The sequence below is a fragment of the Embleya sp. NBC_00896 genome (genome assembly GCF_045207785.1).
In the GTDB taxonomy this organism is placed as follows: Bacteria; Actinomycetota; Actinomycetes; order Streptomycetales; family Streptomycetaceae; genus Embleya.
In genome coordinates, this window is the sequence record NZ_CP108776.1 from 1,284,794 (window position 1) to 1,302,975 (window position 18,182).

The 18,182-nt window shown below is 71.1% G+C and carries 15 protein-coding genes; 7 read left to right on the plus strand and 8 right to left on the minus strand.

Annotated features, from left to right (window positions below; genetic code table 11):
- Positions 1 to 258 precede the first annotated feature (258 nt).
- Positions 259 to 1,923 (plus strand): ABC-F family ATP-binding cassette domain-containing protein, encoded by a 1,665-nt coding sequence (locus OG928_RS06080; protein ID WP_406280302.1) that lies wholly within the window; start codon positions 259 to 261, stop codon positions 1,921 to 1,923.
- 500 nt (positions 1,924 to 2,423) lie between these two features.
- The gene (locus OG928_RS06085) at positions 2,424 to 2,906 is read left to right on the plus strand and encodes a hypothetical protein (RefSeq protein WP_406280304.1); all 483 of its coding nucleotides are present in this window, start codon (positions 2,424 to 2,426) and stop codon (positions 2,904 to 2,906) included.
- A gap of 168 nt (positions 2,907 to 3,074) precedes the next feature.
- Here OG928_RS06085 and fahA read toward each other — a convergent pair whose 3' ends face one another.
- Genes fahA through hppD form a run of 4 tightly spaced genes read right to left on the minus strand, consistent with a single transcriptional unit; the run spans position 3,075 to position 7,718 of the window.
- The gene (gene fahA, locus OG928_RS06090; protein ID WP_406280306.1) at positions 3,075 to 4,295 is read right to left on the minus strand and encodes a fumarylacetoacetase; all 1,221 of its coding nucleotides are present in this window, start codon (positions 4,293 to 4,295) and stop codon (positions 3,075 to 3,077) included.
- 4 nt (positions 4,296 to 4,299) lie between these two features.
- Positions 4,300 to 5,298, minus strand: coding sequence for a hypothetical protein (locus OG928_RS06095; protein WP_406280308.1), 999 nt, complete (start codon positions 5,296 to 5,298; stop codon positions 4,300 to 4,302).
- Positions 5,295 to 6,497, minus strand: coding sequence for a homogentisate 1,2-dioxygenase (locus OG928_RS06100; protein WP_406280309.1), 1,203 nt, complete (start codon positions 6,495 to 6,497; stop codon positions 5,295 to 5,297). The genes OG928_RS06095 and OG928_RS06100 overlap by 4 nt, the downstream gene beginning before the upstream one ends.
- 51 nt (positions 6,498 to 6,548) lie before the next feature.
- The gene (gene hppD / locus OG928_RS06105) at positions 6,549 to 7,718 is read right to left on the minus strand and encodes a 4-hydroxyphenylpyruvate dioxygenase (protein ID WP_406280311.1); all 1,170 of its coding nucleotides are present in this window, start codon (positions 7,716 to 7,718) and stop codon (positions 6,549 to 6,551) included.
- A gap of 110 nt (positions 7,719 to 7,828) precedes the next feature.
- Between hppD and OG928_RS06110 the strand changes: the two genes are divergently transcribed.
- From OG928_RS06110 to OG928_RS06120, 3 genes are all read left to right on the plus strand, one after another.
- On the plus strand, positions 7,829 to 8,377 hold the full coding sequence (locus OG928_RS06110) for an Lrp/AsnC family transcriptional regulator (RefSeq protein WP_406280313.1): 549 nt from the start codon (positions 7,829 to 7,831) through the stop codon (positions 8,375 to 8,377).
- Between the two features lie 105 nt (positions 8,378 to 8,482).
- Positions 8,483 to 10,030: a hypothetical protein gene (locus tag OG928_RS06115; RefSeq protein WP_406280315.1), complete on the plus strand. Its 1,548-nt coding sequence runs from the start codon at positions 8,483 to 8,485 to the stop codon at positions 10,028 to 10,030.
- A gap of 199 nt (positions 10,031 to 10,229) precedes the next feature.
- Positions 10,230 to 12,719: a Tex family protein gene (locus tag OG928_RS06120; RefSeq protein WP_406280317.1), complete on the plus strand. Its 2,490-nt coding sequence runs from the start codon at positions 10,230 to 10,232 to the stop codon at positions 12,717 to 12,719.
- 180 nt (positions 12,720 to 12,899) lie between these two features.
- Here the strand turns inward: OG928_RS06120 and OG928_RS06125 are convergent, their stop codons facing one another.
- Positions 12,900 to 13,475: a Clp protease N-terminal domain-containing protein gene (locus OG928_RS06125; protein ID WP_406280319.1), complete on the minus strand. Its 576-nt coding sequence runs from the start codon at positions 13,473 to 13,475 to the stop codon at positions 12,900 to 12,902.
- Positions 13,475 to 13,684, minus strand: coding sequence for a helix-turn-helix domain-containing protein (locus OG928_RS06130; RefSeq protein ID WP_026218136.1), 210 nt, complete (start codon positions 13,682 to 13,684; stop codon positions 13,475 to 13,477). The genes OG928_RS06125 and OG928_RS06130 overlap by 1 nt, the downstream gene beginning before the upstream one ends.
- Positions 13,685 to 13,822: 138 nt before the next feature.
- Here OG928_RS06130 and OG928_RS06135 point away from each other — a divergent pair, with 138 nt between their 5' ends.
- Positions 13,823 to 14,788 carry an NAD-dependent epimerase/dehydratase family protein gene (locus tag OG928_RS06135; protein WP_406280321.1) on the plus strand — a complete coding sequence of 322 codons (966 nt, stop codon included), beginning with the start codon at positions 13,823 to 13,825 and terminating at the stop codon, positions 14,786 to 14,788.
- Between the two features lie 70 nt (positions 14,789 to 14,858).
- On the opposite strand, the gene OG928_RS06140 is transcribed toward OG928_RS06135, so the two are convergent.
- Together OG928_RS06140 and OG928_RS06145 are read right to left on the minus strand one after the other, a co-directional pair.
- A complete protein-coding gene (locus OG928_RS06140) occupies positions 14,859 to 15,731 on the minus strand; it encodes a carbon-nitrogen hydrolase family protein (RefSeq protein ID WP_406280323.1) in 873 nt (290 codons plus the stop codon).
- A gap of 36 nt (positions 15,732 to 15,767) precedes the next feature.
- Positions 15,768 to 17,303: an APC family permease gene (locus OG928_RS06145; RefSeq protein ID WP_406280325.1), complete on the minus strand. Its 1,536-nt coding sequence runs from the start codon at positions 17,301 to 17,303 to the stop codon at positions 15,768 to 15,770.
- Between the two features lie 216 nt (positions 17,304 to 17,519).
- Here OG928_RS06145 and OG928_RS06150 point away from each other — a divergent pair, with 216 nt between their 5' ends.
- The gene (locus tag OG928_RS06150) at positions 17,520 to 18,131 is read left to right on the plus strand and encodes a TetR/AcrR family transcriptional regulator (protein WP_406280327.1); all 612 of its coding nucleotides are present in this window, start codon (positions 17,520 to 17,522) and stop codon (positions 18,129 to 18,131) included.
- Positions 18,132 to 18,182 lie beyond the last annotated feature (51 nt).

The following is an 18,182-nucleotide window of genomic DNA, read 5'->3' on the forward strand; positions in this document are numbered from 1 at the left end:
CGGCGGGGTGGCCGGCCTGCGGCCTGCTTGTCCTCAAGCGCCGGACGGGCTGATTTCTTGTCGGCTCCGGCTTCGGGGTTGCGGAAAAATCGTTCGGGGCCTCGGGCGAGGCGCTGTTACGGTTGGATCATGTACGCGTGGTACGTCTTCTACCTGTAGTCCTGCCCCGGAGGCAGTGACCGCCCGCCATGGGCGTTCTCGTCCTGCCTTCCCTCGGTGAATCCTTCGGCTTTCGACACCGGGCAGGAACACGCGCTCATGCGTACTCACATTTCTTCATCTTCCGAAAAAACCTCGCAATTGGTCCTTCGGGACGTGACCCGTGCCCATCCCGGGCGGGTGGTGCTCGATGGCGTCGATCTGCGGGTCGGGGTCGGCGAGCGGGTCTGCGTCGTCGGCGAGAACGGGTCCGGCAAGTCCACGTTGCTGCGGGTGATCGCGGGTGTGGAAGCACCCGACGGGGGCGACGTGCTCGTGCGCGTGGTCGGCGGGATCGGCTATCTGGCCCAGCTCGCCGAACTCCCGCAGGACGCCACCGTTCAGGAGGCCGTCGACGACGCGCTCGCGGAGCTGCGCGACCTGGAGGCGCGGATGCGCGCCACCGAGGCGGCGATGGCCGAGCCGGGGCTCGCGGCGGACGCGCTCGCGGAGCTGTTGGACGCCTACGGCACGCTGACCGACGCGTTCGAGGCGCGGGACGGGTACGGCGCCGACGCGCGGCTCGACGCGGCCTTCCACGGCCTCGGCCTGGCGGACCTGGGCCGCGACCGTGTCCTGGGCACGCTGTCCGGCGGCGAGCAGGCACGGCTGCGGCTCGCCTGCGTGCTGGCCGCGTCGCCCGAGCTGTTGCTGCTCGACGAACCCACCAACCACCTCGACGACGGTTCGCTGACCTGGTTGGAGGAGCGGCTGCGCACGCACCGGGGCACGCTCGTCGTGGTCACCCACGACCGGCTGTTCCTGGAGCGGGTGGCGACCACGCTCGTCGAGGTGGACGCCGACCGGCACACCGTGACGCGGCACGGCGACGGCTATCCGGGCTACCGCCGCGCCCGGGCGGCGGCTCGGGCCCGCTGGGAGGACGCCTACCGCGACTGGGCCGCGGAGGTGGGCCGACAGCACGACCTGGCCGAGGTCGGCGCGGCGGCGCTCGCCGGCAGCGGTCGTTCGGAGGCGGGCAAGGACGGGCAGCGCCATCAGCGCTCGGTATCGCGCCAGTTGTCGAGCCGGGTCCGCAACGCGAACGAGCGGCTGCGCCGGCTCGACGCCGACGCGGTGCCGCGGCCACCGGATCCGCTGCGGTTCGCGGTGCACGTGGCCGCGACCGACTCGGACGCGCATCCGCCCGGTCCGGTGGCGGCGCTGCACGACGTCGCGGTCGGCGATCGGCTGCGGATCGACGGGTTGGCGATCGCACGCGGGGAACGGTTGCTGGTGACCGGTCACAACGGAGCGGGCAAGTCCACGCTGCTGCGGGTCCTGGCCGGGGACCTGACACCGGATCGGGGCGAGGTGACCCGGCCGACCCGGGTGGCGTGGCTGCCACAGGAGGTCCCGGTGACCGCGCCGCGCCGCACGGTCCTCGCCGAGTTCGGCCGCGGCCTGCCCGGCAACGAGGAGGAACACCGTGCGCGACTGCTCGACCTCGGCCTGTTCCGGGCCGACGACCTCGCACTGCCCCTGGGCGCGTTGTCGGCGGGCCAACGGCGCCGCCTGGCGATCGCCCGCCTCGTGGTCCGCCGCAGCGACCTGATGCTCCTGGACGAGCCGACCAACCACCTCTCCCCCGGCCTGGCCGAGGAACTGGAGGCGGCCTTGGCCTCCTACGAGGGCGCCCTGGTCGTCGTCTCACACGACCGCATGCTCCGCTCCCGCTTCACGGGCCGCCACTACAGCCTCCACAACGGCTCACACGCGGCCTGACGGCGTCGGGCCCTGAGCATCAACCAACCGGCCCGGGCCACCCCCCGCCAGAGAGCAGGGGTGGCCCGGCCACCACTACCCATTGCATTGGATTTCCACCTGGCTGGGCCGCGAGAGATCAGGTGGGTCGGCTGCGGTTCGCGGCACGGGCCGAGCCTGGGCCGCCGAATGGGGCCGCGGTTTGGCGCGTCAGCGCCCACAAACCGGGTCGGGCTCGTGATCGACGAGCGCGGCGAGGAGAGCGGCCGGAGGCCGCTGCCTGTGCTTTTCACGACGTCGATGGCCCGGAGCTTGCGGAGGGACAGCGACGTGCGAGCGGAGTGCCACTTTTTCTCGGAGGAGCGCAGTGGGGGAGAGAAAAAGTGGTGCTTCGGGAGCCGGCGGCGAAGCCGCCCAAAAAGAGACCCGCCACACGATCTTCGGCCGCAAACCGGGAACCGGGTGCGAAGACGCCCGATGACGGTGCGTCATACTCGGAAGTTCGAGGCGAGGGAGATCACGTGCAGATTGAGTTGGATCCGCCGTACGGCGTAGGGCCGATCAAGATCGGCATGTCCATGGACGAGGCAGAGGCGGCTCTGCGCGAACTCGGAGGAGATCTGTCGGGACGCACCCGTGGGTTCGCCCACTTCGGAACGGACCTCTCGATTCATGTGGTGAGCGACAAGGACGGCCTCGTCGAGGCCATCGAGCTGCACCGGTCCGAGGACGATTTCGCGGATACGGTGTTGTGCCTGGGCATCGACGTCTTCGGCACTCCGGTCGCCGACGTCACCCGACTGCTCGGTGAACTGACACCCATCCGGGTGGAGACCGAGGGCGCGTCGGTGGTGGCCCCGGAGCTGTTGGTGGCCCTGTGGCAGCCGTTCCTGCCCGGGCACGCCGACGACGACGACGTGGTCGGCGAAGGCCCGTACTTCCGCACCGCTCTGGTGGCCGGCCCCGGCTACTACGACCGGAGCGGCGAACACCGGGCGGTCTGACCGCTCGCACGCGTGGCTACTCTGCTGCGCGTCCTGGCCGCAGGGGTCGGCGCGGACGGGCGTCTCCTGGAACTGATCCGCTCGGAACACGCGGCGGCAGCCCTCGGTTGGCACGCGCGTGCAAACGCGATGTGCCGGCTCCCGCAAGTTGCGGGAGCCGGCATCAGGTCAGCGAGCCGACACGATTCGCCCGCTTACCTCACCGAACCCGATACGAGTACCGTTCGGGCCGGGAGCGGTAGCGGTGATCGTGACCTCGTCGCCGTCCTCCAGATAGGTCCTCGTGGACCCGTCCGGGAGCTTGAGCGGGTTCTCCCCGTTCCAGGTGATCTCGATCAGCGCGCCGCGCTCGCCGACCTCCGGGCCGCTGACCGTGCCGGACGCGAACAGGTCGCCGGGGCGCAGCGAGGCGCCGTTGACGGTCATGTGCGCGAGCTGCTGGGCGGCGGTCCAGTACATCGCCGAGAACGGCGGCCGCGAGATGACGTGGCCGTTGAGCCGGACTTCGAGGGCCAGGTCCAGGCCCCACGGTTCCCCGTCGCGGTCGTCGAGATAGGGCAGTGGCTCGACGTCGCGCGCGGGGGGTGCCACGCGCGCGACGCCGAGTGCTTCGAGGGGCACGATCCACGGCGATACGGAGGTCGCGAACGACTTGCCGAGGAACGGGCCGAGCGGAACGTACTCCCACGCCTGGATGTCGCGGGCGGACCAGTCGTTGAGCAGGCAGACGCCGAACACGTGCTCGGCGAAGGCATCGAGCGCGACGGGGGTACCGAGTTCGGAGCCCGCGCCGACCACGAAGCCGACCTCGGCCTCGATGTCGAGCCGACGCGAGGGCCCGAACGACGGGACGTCGTCGGTCGGCGCCTTGCGCTGGCCACTGGGCCGGACGATGGGCGTGTGCGACACCACGACCGTGCCCGAGCGGCCGTGGTAACCGATGGGCAGGTGCTTCCAGTTCGGGCTCAGGGGGGCCGTCCCCGGCCGGAAGATCTTCCCCAGATTGGTCGCGTGGTGCTCGGACGCATAGAAGTCGACGTAGTCCGCTACCTCGAACGGCAGCCGCAGGACCGCGTCCTGACGGGGAATCAGGTGCGGCTCGACGCTCGCCCGCAGGTCGGGATCGGTCAACCACGCGGTGAGCGAGGCGCGGACCGCCGTCCAGGTCGCCCGGCCGGCCGCCATCAGCTCGGTCAGGCTCGGCGCGTCCAGGACGTCGGCCGGCGCGCCCACGGCGTGCGCCGCCGCGCCGGCGTCCAGGACGTACTCGCCGATCGCGACGCCGACCCGTGGCCGATCCGGCTCGCCGGCGGTGGTGAAGACGCCGTAGGGCAGGTTGTCGATGCCGTACGCCGTGTCGACCGGCAGCGGAACCCAGGTGGTGGGCATGACGTCAGGCTCCAAGGTTCGATCCCCGTGGCGGAGAAGGTTCGTTCGGTTCGGGGTCCGGTCCCGATTCCGGCCCCGATTCGGGCCCCGAATCCGGTCCCGGTCCCGATGTCAGGGGGGATTCGTCCGATCCCTGTGGCCGGGAAGGTTCGGTGAGCAGGCCGAGGGTGAGCGCGTCCTGGAGCGGTTCGGCGACGCTGCACGTCCCGTACGACGTCAGGTAGCCACGCAGGCGGGTGCGCTGTTGCAGGGTCAACCGGTGGGTCATCCGGGCGAGTTCGGCGCTGTCTCGGATCGCGAGCACGTCCGCGAGCGCGTCGGGGTCGGCGCCGGCGACGGCGTGGTGGGTCGCGAGCATCAGGTTGAGGTACCCGTGGTGCTCGAAGCCCGTGGTCGGGTCGGTGTGCCGCACGGCGTTGTGCAGCCCGGCCGTGACCTTGAACGGCAATTCGCGGATCCGGCACCCGTGCACGAACGCGGCGAGTTCCGCCTCGTCCGGGAACGCGTGCGCGGCAGTGCCGCCGGTGCGGAACTTCGGCCGCCCGTACGTGCCGGCGAGATTGTCCAGGTCGGCGTCGAGGCCCGCGCCCTTGAGGACCTCGACGTAACCCGCTGTCATCTCCGGCAGGTGCTCGTGCAGCACGGCCACCGCTTTGCCGATCTCGCCGTCGCCGGCGACTTCGATGCCCTCCAGGAGCAACCCGAAGGTGTCCATGATCGTGCGCACGCCCGATCCGACCGTCGTGGGCCCGCCGGGTGCCACGAGGACGACCCGCAGCGGCGCCTCGGGGTCGGCCAGGCCGACCAGGTCGTCCACGTGGCCCGCGCCGACCAGGAAGTAGCGCACGAACTCGGCGAACCACTCGGTGCGGTACAGCCGGTGCGCGGGCACGGCCTCGGCCATCGGCGCGTTGCCGGGCGGGAAGAGCGCGGCGTCGTCCCACAGTCCGGTGAACAGGGGCACGTGCAGGGCCTGTTCGGTGGTGTCGGCGCGTTCGCTCATGTGCGCCGCGCCTTTCCGGCCCAGGTCCACGCGTAGCCCGGGTCCTCGCTCGCGAGGCCGCCCTCGCCGACACCGAGTGGGCGGAACGTGTCCACCATGACGGCGAGTTCGTCGAAGAACTCGACCCCGATGCTGCGTTCGTACGCCCCCGGCTGCGGCCCGTGCGCGTGTCCGCCCGGATGCAGCGAGATCGAGCCCTGCCCGATCCCGGAGCCCTTGCGGGCCGCGTAGTCCCCGCCGCAGTAGAACATGACCTCGTCGGAGTCGACGTTGGAGTGGTAGTACGGCACCGGGATCGACAGCGGGTGGTAGTCCACCTTGCGCGGCACGAAGTTGCAGATCACGAAGCCGTTGCCCTCGAACACCTGGTGCGCGGGCGGCGGCTGGTGGATCCGCCCGGTGATGGGTTCGAAGTCGGAGATGTTGAACACGTACGGGTACAGGCAGCCGTCCCAGCCGACCACGTCGAACGGGTGGGTCGGGTACACGTAGCGGGTGCCGGCGATCTCGCCGCCGAGGCCGCGGTGCTTGACCAGGACCTCGACGTCGGTGCCGTCGGCGAGGTGCGGCTGGACCGGCCCGCACAGGTCGCGTTCGCAGAACGGCGCGTGTTCGAGCAGCTGGCCGAACCGGGAGAGGTAGCGCTTGGCGGGCGTGATGTGGCTGTTGGCCTCGATGCAGTAGGCGCGCAGCGGCTCGTCGCCGCCGGGCACCCACCGGTGGGTGGTGGCCCGCGGCAGGATCACGTAGTCGCCGGCGCCGACGGTGAGCGCGCCGAACACGGTCTCGACCGTGCCGGTGCCGGACTCGACGTACACGCATTCGTCGCCGAGCGCGTTGCGGTACAGCGGGGAGGGGCTGCCCGCGACGACGTAGGCGATCCGTACGTCGGCGTTGCCGAGCACGAGCCGGCGGCCGGTCACCACGTCGGCGGCCTTCCACTCGTTGTCGGCGAACAGCTCGTGCAGCTTCAGGTGCCGCGGCTTGAGCGGGTGGTTGGCGGTGATCGTCTGGTCGGGCAGTTCCCACACGCTCGCGTCGGCGATGGCCGACGGGATCGCGCGGTGGTAGAGCAGGGAGGAGTCGGAGGTGAAGCCCTCCTCGCCCATCAGCTCCTCGTAGTACAGGCCGCCGTCCGGGCGGCGATGCTGGGTGTGCCGCTTCGGCGGCACGTCGCCCACGGTGCGGTAGTACGCCATGACTGCCCGACTCCTCCGTCTGCTTCCCGCGTCCTACAGGTCCGCCGCGGCCTACAGGTTGCCGCGCCGCTCCTGCTCGCGCTCGATGGCCTCGAACAAGGCCTTGAAGTTCCCCTTGCCGAAGCCGAGCGAACCGTGCCGCTCGATCAGCTCGAAGAACACGGTCGGCCGGTCCTGGACGGGCTTGGTGAAGATCTGCAACAGATACCCGTCCTCGTCGCGGTCGACCAGGATGCGCAGCTCGCGCAACGTCTCGACCGGTACCCGGGTCTCGCCGGCCCATTCCCCGAGGGTGTCGTAGTAGCTGTCCGGGGTGGCCAGGAACTCGACGCCCATCTCGGTCATCGCGCGCACGGAGGCGACGATATCGCCGGTCGCGAGCGCGATGTGCTGCACGCCCGGGCCGCCGTAGAACTCGAGGTACTCGTCGATCTGCGACTTCTTGCGGCTGACGGCCGGCTCGTTGAGCGGGAACTTCACCCGGTGGTTGCCGCTGGTGACGACCTTCGACATGAGCGCGGAGTATTCGGTGGCGATGTCGTCGCCGACGAACTCCTTCATGTTGGTGAAGCCCATGACGCGGTTGTAGAAGCCCACCCACTCGTCCATGTGGCCGAGCTCGACGTTGCCGACGCAGTGGTCGATCGCCTGGAAGTAGCGCTTGGGGTGCTCGGCCGGCTTGGCGCGGAAGAGCGGCTCGGCGGCGACGAAGCCGGGCAGGAACGGGCCCTTGTAGTCGGACCGGTCCACCAGCGTGTGCCGGGTCTCGCCGTACGTGGCCAGGACGGCGCTGCGCACGGTGCCGTGCTCGTCGGTGTCGTCGTGCGGCTCGACCAGGATGGTCGCGCCGTGCTCACGGGCGTAGGCGACGGCCTTGTCGACGTCGGGGACCTCGATCGCGAGGTCGCTGACGCCGTCACCGTGGGCGGCGGTCGCGGCGCCGACCTCGGTGCCGGCGTGAACCTCGCCGGTGATGCGGAAACGGGCCTTGCCGGACACGAGCACGTACTCGGCGACGTCGCGACACCCGGTCTCGGGTCCGCGATAGGCGACACAGGTCATGCCGAATGCCGACGAATAGTAGTGCGCGGCCTGCTTGGCGTTGCCGACGAAGAAACGGACATGGTCCATCGCGACGACCGGGAAGACGTCTCCCGCAGGGTCGTGCTCGACGGCGCCGACGAGGGCGTCGGTGTCTTCAAGGGTGGTGGAGGTGCTCATGACGCGCGATCCCCTCGGAAAGGAACGGATGCTCGAAGTACACCTCCGACTGCAACATCTGACAACATCAGACACGGGACCTGTACAGATTGCCTAGGTGAGGCGGGCACATGCGAGATGATCTTCAGAATCCGCGCATCACACTCGACGAACTGGACGTGCGTCTCATCCGGGCGGGCCGGCAGCACCCCCGCGCGGGCATGTTGGAGTTGTCCCGGTTGATCGGGGTTTCCCGGGCGACCGTCCAGGCGCGGCTGGAGCGGATGGAGACGGCCGGGGTGATCACCGGCTACGGCCCGGAGGTCGACCTGGTCGCGGCCGGCTACCCGGTGTTGGCCTTCGTCACGCTGGAGATCGCCCAGGGCGGCCTGTCCGGCGTCGCGACCGCCCTCGCGGCGGTCCCCCAGGTCCTGGAGGCGTACGGCACCACCGGCATCGGCGACGTCCACTGCCGCATCGCCGCCACCTCCAACCAGGACCTCCAGCACATCCTGATCGACATCAACCGCATCCCGGAGGTGGTCCGCTCCACCAGCGTGATCGTGCTGTCCGAGGTCGTCCCGATGCGCACCCTCCCCCTGCTCGAAGCCCAGGAACGCCGCCGCCCGAGCCGCGTCCCGGCCCTGCGCGACGGCGGCCCCGAGCCCGAACGCGGGTAACGCCCGCGGCGGGGGCCCGGCGCGGGCTCGCGCCGGGCCGACCGGCGCGGGGTGTCCGCGCGCACCGGTACGCTCCGGCGATTCCCTTTGCGTACAGGAGAGTTCGTGACGTCACCGCCGCCCACCACGCCGGCCCACGTGAGTTCGTCGAATCAGCGGGTGCGGCTGTTCGTCTCGATTCGCAATCGGCCCGAGGAGTTGGACGCGGTCGAGGCGGCGATCACCGCGTTGGGCTGGACACTGCGGGTCGAACCGGCGAGCGTGCCTGCGCAGGAGCGGGTGGACGCGGTCGCCGAGGCGCGGTTCCCGGGGAGCAGGTACGGCGGCCGGTCCCGGGCCGGTCGGGAACTGGCGGCGGTCATCCTGGACCAGGGCCTCGACGTGCGCCTGGACCGCGTGTACACGACCCGGGTCCACCAGCCGCAGCAGATCAAGTACAAGATCGCGTACACGCCCAGCGCGGCGCACACGATGGAGGGTCGGGTCGAACGCGCGCTCGCCGCCCTCGGCTACTGGAACATCGGCGAGATCTACCTTCCGCCCGGCACCACACAGGCGGATTGGCCCGCGCACGAGGCCCGCTTCCGCGCCGACACCGACATCGAGCCGGGCCGGGTGCTGCGCACCGTGCCCCCGCTGCCGGACCCGGCGGCCCCGCCCGTCACCCCGCCGGCCGTGACCACCGGCGGTCGGGCCCTCCTCGTCGTCGCGGGCCTGGCACTCGTGGGGGCCGCGTTCCTGACGGGGGTGGCCCTGTCGAACGCCGACGGGCTACGGCTGATCCCGCCGGCGATCGTCGCCGCGGCCGTCGGCGCCCTGAGCGGGATGTACGGCTCGCGGGTGCCGGGGGTGGGGCCGATGTGGCGGGGCGCGCTGGGGGCGGCCCTGGTGGCGATCTTCATCGCGGCGATCGGCTACACCGCCTACGGCCACACGCCGGTCCACCGGGCGGCGTTGCAGGCGACGGTCGTCATTCTCGTGGTCGGGCTCGTCCGCGGCTGGTATCTGCTGGTCCGCAGGAGCACCCTCCGCCAGGGCCTGATCGTCGTCCTGATCACCGTGCTGTTGCCGGTGCTCCTCCCGTGGACGCCGATGATCGGGGACGCCGGCCACACCGCCTATCTCGACGACTTCGGCCTGGCCCCGGCCGACCTGCGCATCGCGGGGGTCTGGCGGGTGATCCTGACCCTGCGCGCCTTCGGGTACGCGACGCTCGTCGCCGCCGTGATCGGTTCGCTGATGGGGTGGATCCGGCACTTCAACGCGTTGGATCGCTGGAACCTGGTGATCTTCTCGACGCTCCTCGTGGTCCTGTACGCGGTCACCGTGCTCGCGACGCTCACCGACACCGCGTCCGACGGCGTCGCCAGGTTGCGGGCCGCCGCGGCGGCGGGTCGGCCGCTGCCGCACTTCTACGGCATCACCCCGCGCCCGGTCTGCGTGGTCCCGCTCGCGGACAAGGTTCCCTACGTGGGGTTTCCGCCCCCGCCGGACCACCCGGTCGTCGGATTCGACGATCAGGGCGACTACGTCAGGCTCTGGGATCCGGTGAAACGGGCGAACTTCAGCGTGCGCAAGGAGGATGTCGGGATCGTGGTCGTCGCCGGCATCCGGTCGGCGTGCCCGCCGGTTCCCGCGATCGTGCCCAAGTGAGCGGAGGGGGCGCAGGGGGTGGAGGGGGTGGAGGGGTGGGGTAGTGCGGTAGTGGAGGGGTGGTCCGCGGAGCGGTGGCGCGCGCACGGTCGGGGACACGGTGCGCGGGCCGTCTGGGACACGGCAGGCGGGCCGTCTGGGACACGGCACGCGGGCCGCTGCGCGACAAATGCGGGCGAGCCCGGGAGAATGCTCGACGATGCTTGGCAATGAAGCGGATCGGAACGTAACGATGTCGGTACAGCAGGTGTCTGTGCATCAGCGGATCGCCGAGGAGCTCGGCGTACGGGAGGGGCAGGTCAGGGCGGCGGTCGAGTTGCTCGACGGTGGGGCGACCGTGCCGTTCATCGCCCGGTACCGCAAGGAGGTGACCGGGACCCTCGACGACACGCAGCTGCGCAACCTCGAGGAACGGCTGCGCTACCTACGGGAGTTGGAGGAGCGGCGGACGGCGGTGCTCGCTTCGGTCGAGGCGCAGGGCAAGTTGGACGACGCGCTGAAGGCGCAGATCCTCGCGGCCGACTCGAAGGCCCGGCTGGAGGACATCTACCTCCCGTACAAGACCAAGCGCCGGACCAAGGCGCAGATCGCGCGCGAGGCCGGGCTCGAACCGTTGGCCCTGGCGCTGCTCGGCGACCCCTCGCGCGACCCCGCCGGCGAGGCGGCGGCGTTCGTGGACGCGGACAAGGGCGTCGCGGACGCGCAGGCCGCGTTGGACGGCGCCCGCTCGATCCTGGTCGAGCGGTTCGCCGAGGACGCCGACCTGATCGGCGCGCTGCGCGAGAAGATGTGGACGCGCGGGCGGGTCGTGGCCAAGGTGCGCGCGGGCAAGGAGGAGGCGGGCGCGAAGTTCGCCGACTACTTCGACTTCGCCGAGCCGTTCACGAAGCTGCCGTCGCACCGGATCCTGGCGATGTTCCGGGGTGAGAAGGAGGACGTCCTCGACCTCACCCTCGCGCCGTCGCAGGACGAGGAGGCCGAGGGGCCGACCGAGTACGAGCGGTCGATCGCGCACACGTTCGGCATCACCAACCGCGACCGCCCGGCCGACAAGTGGCTCGCGGACACCGTGCGTTGGGCGTGGCGCACCCGGATCCTGGTCCACCTCGGCATCGACCTGCGCGGTCGGCTCCGCCAGGAGGCCGAGGACGAGGCGGTCCGCGTGTTCGCGGCCAATCTGCGCGACCTGCTGCTGGCGGCGCCGGCCGGTACGCGCGCGACGATGGGCCTGGACCCGGGCCTGCGCACCGGCGTCAAGGTCGCGGTGACCGACGACACCGGCAAGGTGGTCGCGACCGAGACGATCTACCCGCACGAGCCGCGCCGCAAGTGGGACGAGTCGCTCGCCACGCTCGCGAAGCTGGCCGCCGCCTACAAGGTCGACCTGATCGCGATCGGCAACGGCACGGCCTCGCGCGAGACGGACAAGCTGGCCGCGGAGTTGATCGCCAAGCACCCCGGCCTGGGCCTGACCAAGGTGATGGTGTCCGAGGCGGGCGCGTCCGTGTACAGCGCGTCGGCGTTCGCGTCGCAGGAACTCCCGGACCTGGACGTGTCGTTGCGCGGCGCGGTCTCGATCGCACGGCGGCTCCAGGACCCGCTCGCGGAGCTGGTCAAGATCGACCCGAAGTCGATCGGCGTCGGCCAGTACCAACACGACCTGTCCGAACTGAAGCTCTCCCGCTCGCTGGACGCGGTGGTCGAGGACTGCGTCAACGCGGTCGGCGTGGACGTCAACACGGCGTCGGCCCCGCTGCTCACGCGTGTGTCGGGAATCGGCGCCGGGCTGGCCGAGAACATCGTGCAACACCGGGACGCGAACGGCCCGTTCAAGACCCGGCGCGAGCTCAAGAACGTCGCGCGGCTGGGCCCGAAGGCGTTCGAGCAGGCGGCGGGCTTCCTGCGGATCCCGGCCGGCGACGACCCGCTGGACTCGTCGTCGGTGCACCCGGAGGCGTACCCGGTCGTGCGCAAGATCGTCGCGGCGGCGGGTGGTGACGTCAAGGCACTGTTCGGCGCCGCGCCGACGCTGCGCGCGCTGGACCCGAAGGCGTTCACGGACGAGAAGTTCGGGCTGCCGACGGTGACGGACATTCTCAGGGAATTGGAGAAGCCGGGGCGCGACCCGCGGCCGGCGTTCAAGACGGCGACTTTCAAGGAGGGCGTCGAGAAGCTGTCCGACCTGCAACCCGGCATGCTGCTGGAGGGTGTGGTCACCAACGTCGCGGCGTTCGGCGCCTTCGTGGACGTCGGCGTGCACCAGGACGGCCTCGTGCACGTCTCGGCGATGTCGAAGACGTTCGTGAGCGACCCGCACGACGTGGTCAAGTCGGGCGACGTGGTCCGGGTCAAGGTGCTCGACGTGGACATCCCGCGCAAGCGGATCTCGCTGACGCTGCGGCTGGAGGACGAGGCCGAGGGGCGTGGGGGCGGGCGCGGGGGCGATCGGGCCGAGCGCGGCGAGCGCGGTCGGGCCGAGCGGACGGAGCGCACCGAGCGCGCGCCGCGCGAGGGGCGGCAGGGTGGTCCCCGGCAGGGCGGTGGCAGTGGTGGGGGCGGCAATGGTGGGGGTGCCGGCGGTCAGGGGCGGCGTAACTCTCCGCCGAAGCAGACCCGCGGGCCCCAGGCCCCGGCCGGCGGCGGCGGTGCGATCGCGGACGCGCTGCGGCGGGCCGGGCTGGTCGAGTGACGGGGCTTCGTCCCGTTGAGTGACGGAGTGGCAGTCCGTCGGCTGAAGGAGTGGTGTCACGTCGGCTGACGGAGTGGCGTCACGTCGGCTGACAGAGCGGCGTCACGTCGGCTGACGGAAAGGTCACGTCGCGCGGCGGCCCCGGTTCGGATCGATGTCCGAGCCGGGGCCGTCGGCCGTTCAGCCCGCCTGCGCTCGCGGGGCGGCGAGCGCGCGAAGCACCGCCGTGTGGGTGACCCCGTACCCGGCGAGCAGGTCGGCGACCACGCCCGGCCGGACCGTGAGCGCGAGCAGGATGTGCTCGTCGCCGATGTACCTGTCGCCACGCTCGAGCGATTCGCGCAGCGACTGCTCCAGGACCTTCTTGGCCCCCGGCGTGAAGGGCGTGTGCAGCTGTCGTGCGCCGAACGGCCACAACCGCCTGCGTCGTTCCGGAACCGCCAACGCGCCCTCCCCGTGCACCTGTTCGACCCGCGAAACAATCTCGCTGACGTCGATGCCGAGGTCGGCGAGCGCGTCCGCGTCGGCCTGCGAGATGCCGCCGCGCCGCCGGGCCTCGGCGAGCCCGCGCTCGACCTCGTCGCGACTGGCGACGAACCCGACCGCCGCGAGCGCGAGCGCGGCCTGCGTACCCTGCCCGTCCAGCAGCGCCCTGAGCATGTGCTCCTCCCCCACGGTGGCGTCCCCCGCCCGCTCGGACCGCTCGACGGCCCCGCGAACGACCTTGCGCGCGTCGTGCGTGAACCTCTCGAACATCAATTCCTCCCGTGCTTCTTGTGCACTGCCTGACGACTCACCCCGAGCTCGGCGGCGATCTCCTGCCACGACCAGCCCTGCACCCGCGCGCTGCGCACTTGGACGGCTTCGAGCTGTTCGAGCAGTCGCCGCAACGCGGCCACGGCCCGCAGGCCGACTCGAGGGTCACGGTCCCCCGCACGACTGGCGAGGTCGGTTGCTTCGGTCATGCCTGTCAACTTACATTGACATTCAGGGAAGTGTCAACGGAGGTTGACATGCTTCGTTGGGGTGGGGGTGGGGGTGGGGGTTGAGTGACCCTCGTCGGGGCCGGCGGCCCGTCGCGCGAGCCGGTAGCGTCGCGCGCCATGCGCATTCTTGTGTTGGGCGGGACGGCGTTCGTGGGCCGGGCGATCGTGGCGGACGCGCTGCGCGAGGGGTTCGACGTGACGCTGTTCGGCCGGGGTCGAACCGGCGCCGAGTTGTTCCCCGGCGTGCCGCGCCTGCTCGGCGATCGGGACACGGGCGACTACGCGGCGCTGCGGGAGGCCGGCGGCGGCTGGGACGCGGTCGTGGACGTCAGCGGATACGTGCCGCGCCATGCGGGCGAGGCGATGGCCGCGCTCGGCGATCGGGTCGGGCGGTACCTGTTCGTCTCCAGCCAGGCGGTGTACGCGCGTTCGGGCGTGGGACCCGGTTCGGACGAGGACACGCCGCGCCGGCCGCCGGTCCGGCACACCGAGGTACTGGACGACGACACCTACGGGCCGGCCAAGGTGGCCTGTGAGGACGATGTGCTCGCCCGGTACGGCGACCGCGCGACGATCGTGCGGCCGGGCAGGGTCGCCGGGCCGCACGATGTCCAGGGCGCGTTCACGTATTGGGTGCGCCGGGCCGCGCGCGGCGGTCGGGTGGCGCTGCCCGGCCGGCCCGAGCAGCCGGTCCAGGTGGTCGACTCGCGCGACCTGGCCCGCCTGGTGGTGCGGCTGCTGATCGACGACCGGCCCGGCGCGTTCAACGCGGTGGGGCCGGCCGAACCGACCACGCTGGCCGAGCTGATCGCCGTCTGCGCCGAGGTCGCGGGCACCCGGGTCGAACTGGTCCCGGTGCCGCCGGACGCGGTCCCGCCGATGTTCCCGCTGATCACCCCGGAAGCCATGTGGGCCGACCGGCAACGCAGTTCGGCCCGCGCCCGAGCGGCGGGCCTGCCGGCGACGCCGTTGGCGGTGACGGCGGCCGACGTCCTGGCCTGGGACCGGGAGCGGGGTGAACCGCCGCTGGATTGCGGGCTTTCGGCCGCGGCGGAGGAACGACTGCTGGGCGTTGCGGGGTAGGTGGGACCTGTCCGGGGCAGGGCCCGGCCGGCGCGGCCTCGATCGCGGCTCGCGGCTCGCGGCTCGCGAATCAGTCGTGCTTGGCCCATTCCGGCGTGACCATGCCACCGCCGCCGTACGCGGGCAGCCGCAGGTTCGCGCCATCCTTGGCGATCTGTGCCCAGGGTCGGTTGAGGCCGACCGTGCCGTAGGTGCGCACGCGCGTGACCGCGTCCAGGTCGAGCGCGTCGACCAGGACCTCCTCGCCCCCGCCCGCCTGCTGCCGGACCATGCCCTCGGGGTCGACGATCAGGCTCTCGCCGACGCCCGCCGGGTCGGCGATGTTGAGGTTGACCACGTAGACCTGGTTGCTGAAGGCGTTGGCCCGCGCGCAGATCCGCTCCATCTCGCGGTCGCGGGTGGTGGTCAGCACCGGCTGGAGAATCACCTCGGCACCCAGCCAGGCCAACTGCCGTACGGTTTCCGGGAACGAGCCGTCATAGCAGATCGCCAGCCCGATCCGACCGATGCCCGGGATGTCGAACACCTCGAAGCACGTGCCCGGTTCGGCGTCCTCGTACGGCTGCCAGGTGAAGACCTTGCGATACTTCGCGACGACCTCGCCCTCGGGCGACACCGCGATCGCGGTGTTGAAGATCGTGCCGTCGTCGGCGCGCTCGAAGAACGACCCGGGCACCAACCACAGTCCGGTCTCACGGGCCAGTGCCCGGACCCGCCGCACGGTCGGCCCGTCGATCGGCTCGGCGGTGTCGGTCATCCAGGACGCGGGCGTGTCCAGCATCGGCGCCGGCGCGGCGAGCAACAGCTCGGGCGCGAGCAGGAGTCGGACCTGCGGGAAGAGTGCCCGGACGCTGCGTACCTGCGCCGCGAAGCGCGTCCAGGTCGCGTCGACGTCGAGGGGTACGGCCGCCGTCTGGATCGCGGCGATGTTCAGGATGCGCATGGGATTCCCTGGTGGTGGAAGGTTTTTGACGGTAAGTCAGGCATGGTGCGATGGGTGGTGGGACCGGACTCGGCCGGCGAGCGCTTCATCGCTCACCGTGACCCGGACGACGTCCTCGCGGCCGTGTACGAAGAAGCGCCGGGCCCGCGGCCGGTACCCCAACATCACGACCACGCCGAGCAGGATCGACCCGATCCCGAGCAGGAACACCCCGCCGACCCCGAACATCGAGGTGTGCCCGTAATCCGGCTGCCACATGTCGTACGCGCTGCGGACGAACGCGGCGAGCATCATCGCCGCGCCAATCAGCGGCAGTAGGCCCTTGAGCAGCAGGTCGCGCGGGCCGTTGCGGAGGTCGTGGCGGAAGTACCAGACGCAGGCGAAGCCGGTGATCGCGTAGTAGAACGCGATCAGCAGCCCGATCGAGCCGATCGCGTCGCCGAGGAACTCGCCGGACAGCGCCGACAGCGCCACCAGCGCGAGCGCCGCGGCCACCCCGAAGAACGCGGTCCCGAATCCGGGCGTCGCGTAGCGCGGGTGGATCCGCCCGAACCGCTCGGGCGCAGCCCCGTGCGAGGCCATCGAGAGCGTCCCGCGCGAGGTGGATACGCCGCACGTGAGCAGCGCGGCGATCGCCGAGACGGCCACCGACAGCTTCAGTACGGCGGCGATCCCGGCGCCGACCAGGCCCGGCGCGAGCGTCGCCACCACGTCGGCCGCGTTGTCCTCGTTGCCCAGGCCCAGCGCGTCGGTGCCGACGCCGGCGTACGAGATCGCGGCGTACGCGGTGAAGAGGTAGGTCGCGAGCAGCACGACGGTCGAGATGACGGCGGCCTTGCCGGGCGTGTTGGCGCTGTCCTTGGTCTCCTCGTTGACGGTGATCAAGGCGTCCCAGCCCCAGTAGATGTACAGGCAGAGCAGCACCGCCTGGGCGAACACGCCCCAGTTGTCGAAGCCGAGCGGGTTGAGCCAGGACAGCGACGGCGACATGGCCCCGGCCGCGTCGCCGTGCCGAGCGAAGGCCGCGATGCCGAAGGTCAGCAGGGCGGCCAGTTGCAGGCCGAGGAGCAGGTACTGGACGCCCGCCGCGATGGAGATGCCGCGATAGGCGACGAGGGTGACCAGGGCGAGGATCAGGACGCCGGTGCCGGCGACGGCCCAGGTATCGCCGGTGAACGCGTCGAGGCCGACCACGTCGAGCAGGTAGGCGGAGGCGACCTGGGCAAGCGCGGTCATCGCGATTATCGTGCAGATCTGGACGACCCAGCCGCCGGACAGCCAGCCGAGGTACGGGCTGAACGCGCGGGTGCCCCAGACGAAGGTGGTGCCGCAGTCCGGCATCGAGCGATTGAGCTCGCGGAACGCGAACGCGGTGAGGACGATCGGCACGAAGCCGACCAGCAGGGCGGCGGGCGCGAGGTCCCCGGCGACGAGGGTCACGAAGCCGAGGGTGACGGCGATGCTGTAGGCGGGCGCGACGGACGCCAGGCCCAGCGCCACGGTGCCGAGCAGGCCCACCGACCCCTGCCGCAGGCCCTTGTCGGCCGCTCGAGACGCTTCGGCGATGCTCATGCGCTCTCCAGGTGCGAGGGGGGTCGTTTCTTTGAACGCACAGTCAAATAACTCACAACCCACCGGTCAAGACCCGTTTCCATGACCGGCGTGCAACCCTCGGTGATATTCTGAAGAACCTTCAAGGAATCCAAAAGAATCCAGAGGATTCCCACACCCTCCCTCCCAAGGAACCCCGAAGAACCCGACCCCCTCCCCCAGGGCAGAATCAACCCCATGGCCAGACGCAAGGACCAGGAGGGCCGCCGCGCCCAGATCGCCGCGGCGACGGAGCGCGCCGTCCTCAACCGCGGCCTCGCCGACCTCCGCCTGCGGGACATCGCCGACGAGGCGGGCCTGACCTCGGGCGCGGTCCTGTACTACTACGAGGCCGTCGAGGACCTCCTCCAGGAGACCTACCGCAACGCCATCGACCGCTTCTGCCGGCAACGCGAACACGCCGTCGACCAACTCACCGACGCCCGCGACCGCCTACGCACGGTCATCTCCACCGGCGTGGCCACCGGCCCGGAGGACACCCTCCCCCGCCTCCTCTTCGAGTTCTGGCCGATGAGCCTGCGCGACCCACGCGTGGCCGCCCTCGACAACACCCTCACCGAGCGCCAGATCGCGGTCTACTACGGCGTCTTCGTCCTCGGCGAGGCCCAGGGCCACTTCCACCTGACCGACACGCCCCGCCAACTCGCCGAAAACTTCGTCGGCCTCGAGGACGGCCGCCAGATGGACGTCCTGTCCGGCCGCCTCACCCGAACCCAGATCCTCCGAGCCCTACACAGCCAGGCCAAGTCCGTCACCGGCTGCAACCTGACCCCACCCCCGCCCGGGTAAGCCCTCACCTGGATGTTTGATATGGTTCTCCACGTCGCCGCAGCAAAACAA

Excerpts from the sequence above, each read along its gene's own strand:
- OG928_RS06095 (WP_406280308.1), bottom strand. The coding sequence starts at position 5,298 with ATGAGCGAACGCGCCGACACCACCGAACAGGCCCTGCACGTGCCCCTG.
- hppD (WP_406280311.1), bottom strand. The coding sequence starts at position 7,718 with ATGAGCACCTCCACCACCCTTGAAGACACCGACGCCCTCGTCGGCGCC.
- fahA (WP_406280306.1), bottom strand. The coding sequence starts at position 4,295 with ATGCCCACCACCTGGGTTCCGCTGCCGGTCGACACGGCGTACGGCATC.
- OG928_RS06140 (WP_406280323.1), bottom strand. The coding sequence starts at position 15,731 with ATGCGCATCCTGAACATCGCCGCGATCCAGACGGCGGCCGTACCCCTC.
- OG928_RS06120 (WP_406280317.1), top strand. The coding sequence starts at position 10,230 with ATGCTTGGCAATGAAGCGGATCGGAACGTAACGATGTCGGTACAGCAG.
- OG928_RS06150 (WP_406280327.1), top strand. The coding sequence starts at position 17,520 with ATGGCCAGACGCAAGGACCAGGAGGGCCGCCGCGCCCAGATCGCCGCG.
- OG928_RS06125 (WP_406280319.1), bottom strand. The coding sequence starts at position 13,475 with ATGTTCGAGAGGTTCACGCACGACGCGCGCAAGGTCGTTCGCGGGGCC.
- OG928_RS06135 (WP_406280321.1), top strand. The coding sequence starts at position 13,823 with ATGCGCATTCTTGTGTTGGGCGGGACGGCGTTCGTGGGCCGGGCGATC.
- OG928_RS06130 (WP_026218136.1), bottom strand. The coding sequence starts at position 13,684 with ATGACCGAAGCAACCGACCTCGCCAGTCGTGCGGGGGACCGTGACCCT.
- OG928_RS06100 (WP_406280309.1), bottom strand. The coding sequence starts at position 6,497 with ATGGCGTACTACCGCACCGTGGGCGACGTGCCGCCGAAGCGGCACACC.
- OG928_RS06080 (WP_406280302.1), top strand. The coding sequence starts at position 259 with ATGCGTACTCACATTTCTTCATCTTCCGAAAAAACCTCGCAATTGGTC.
- OG928_RS06145 (WP_406280325.1), bottom strand. The coding sequence starts at position 17,303 with ATGAGCATCGCCGAAGCGTCTCGAGCGGCCGACAAGGGCCTGCGGCAG.
- OG928_RS06110 (WP_406280313.1), top strand. The coding sequence starts at position 7,829 with ATGCGAGATGATCTTCAGAATCCGCGCATCACACTCGACGAACTGGAC.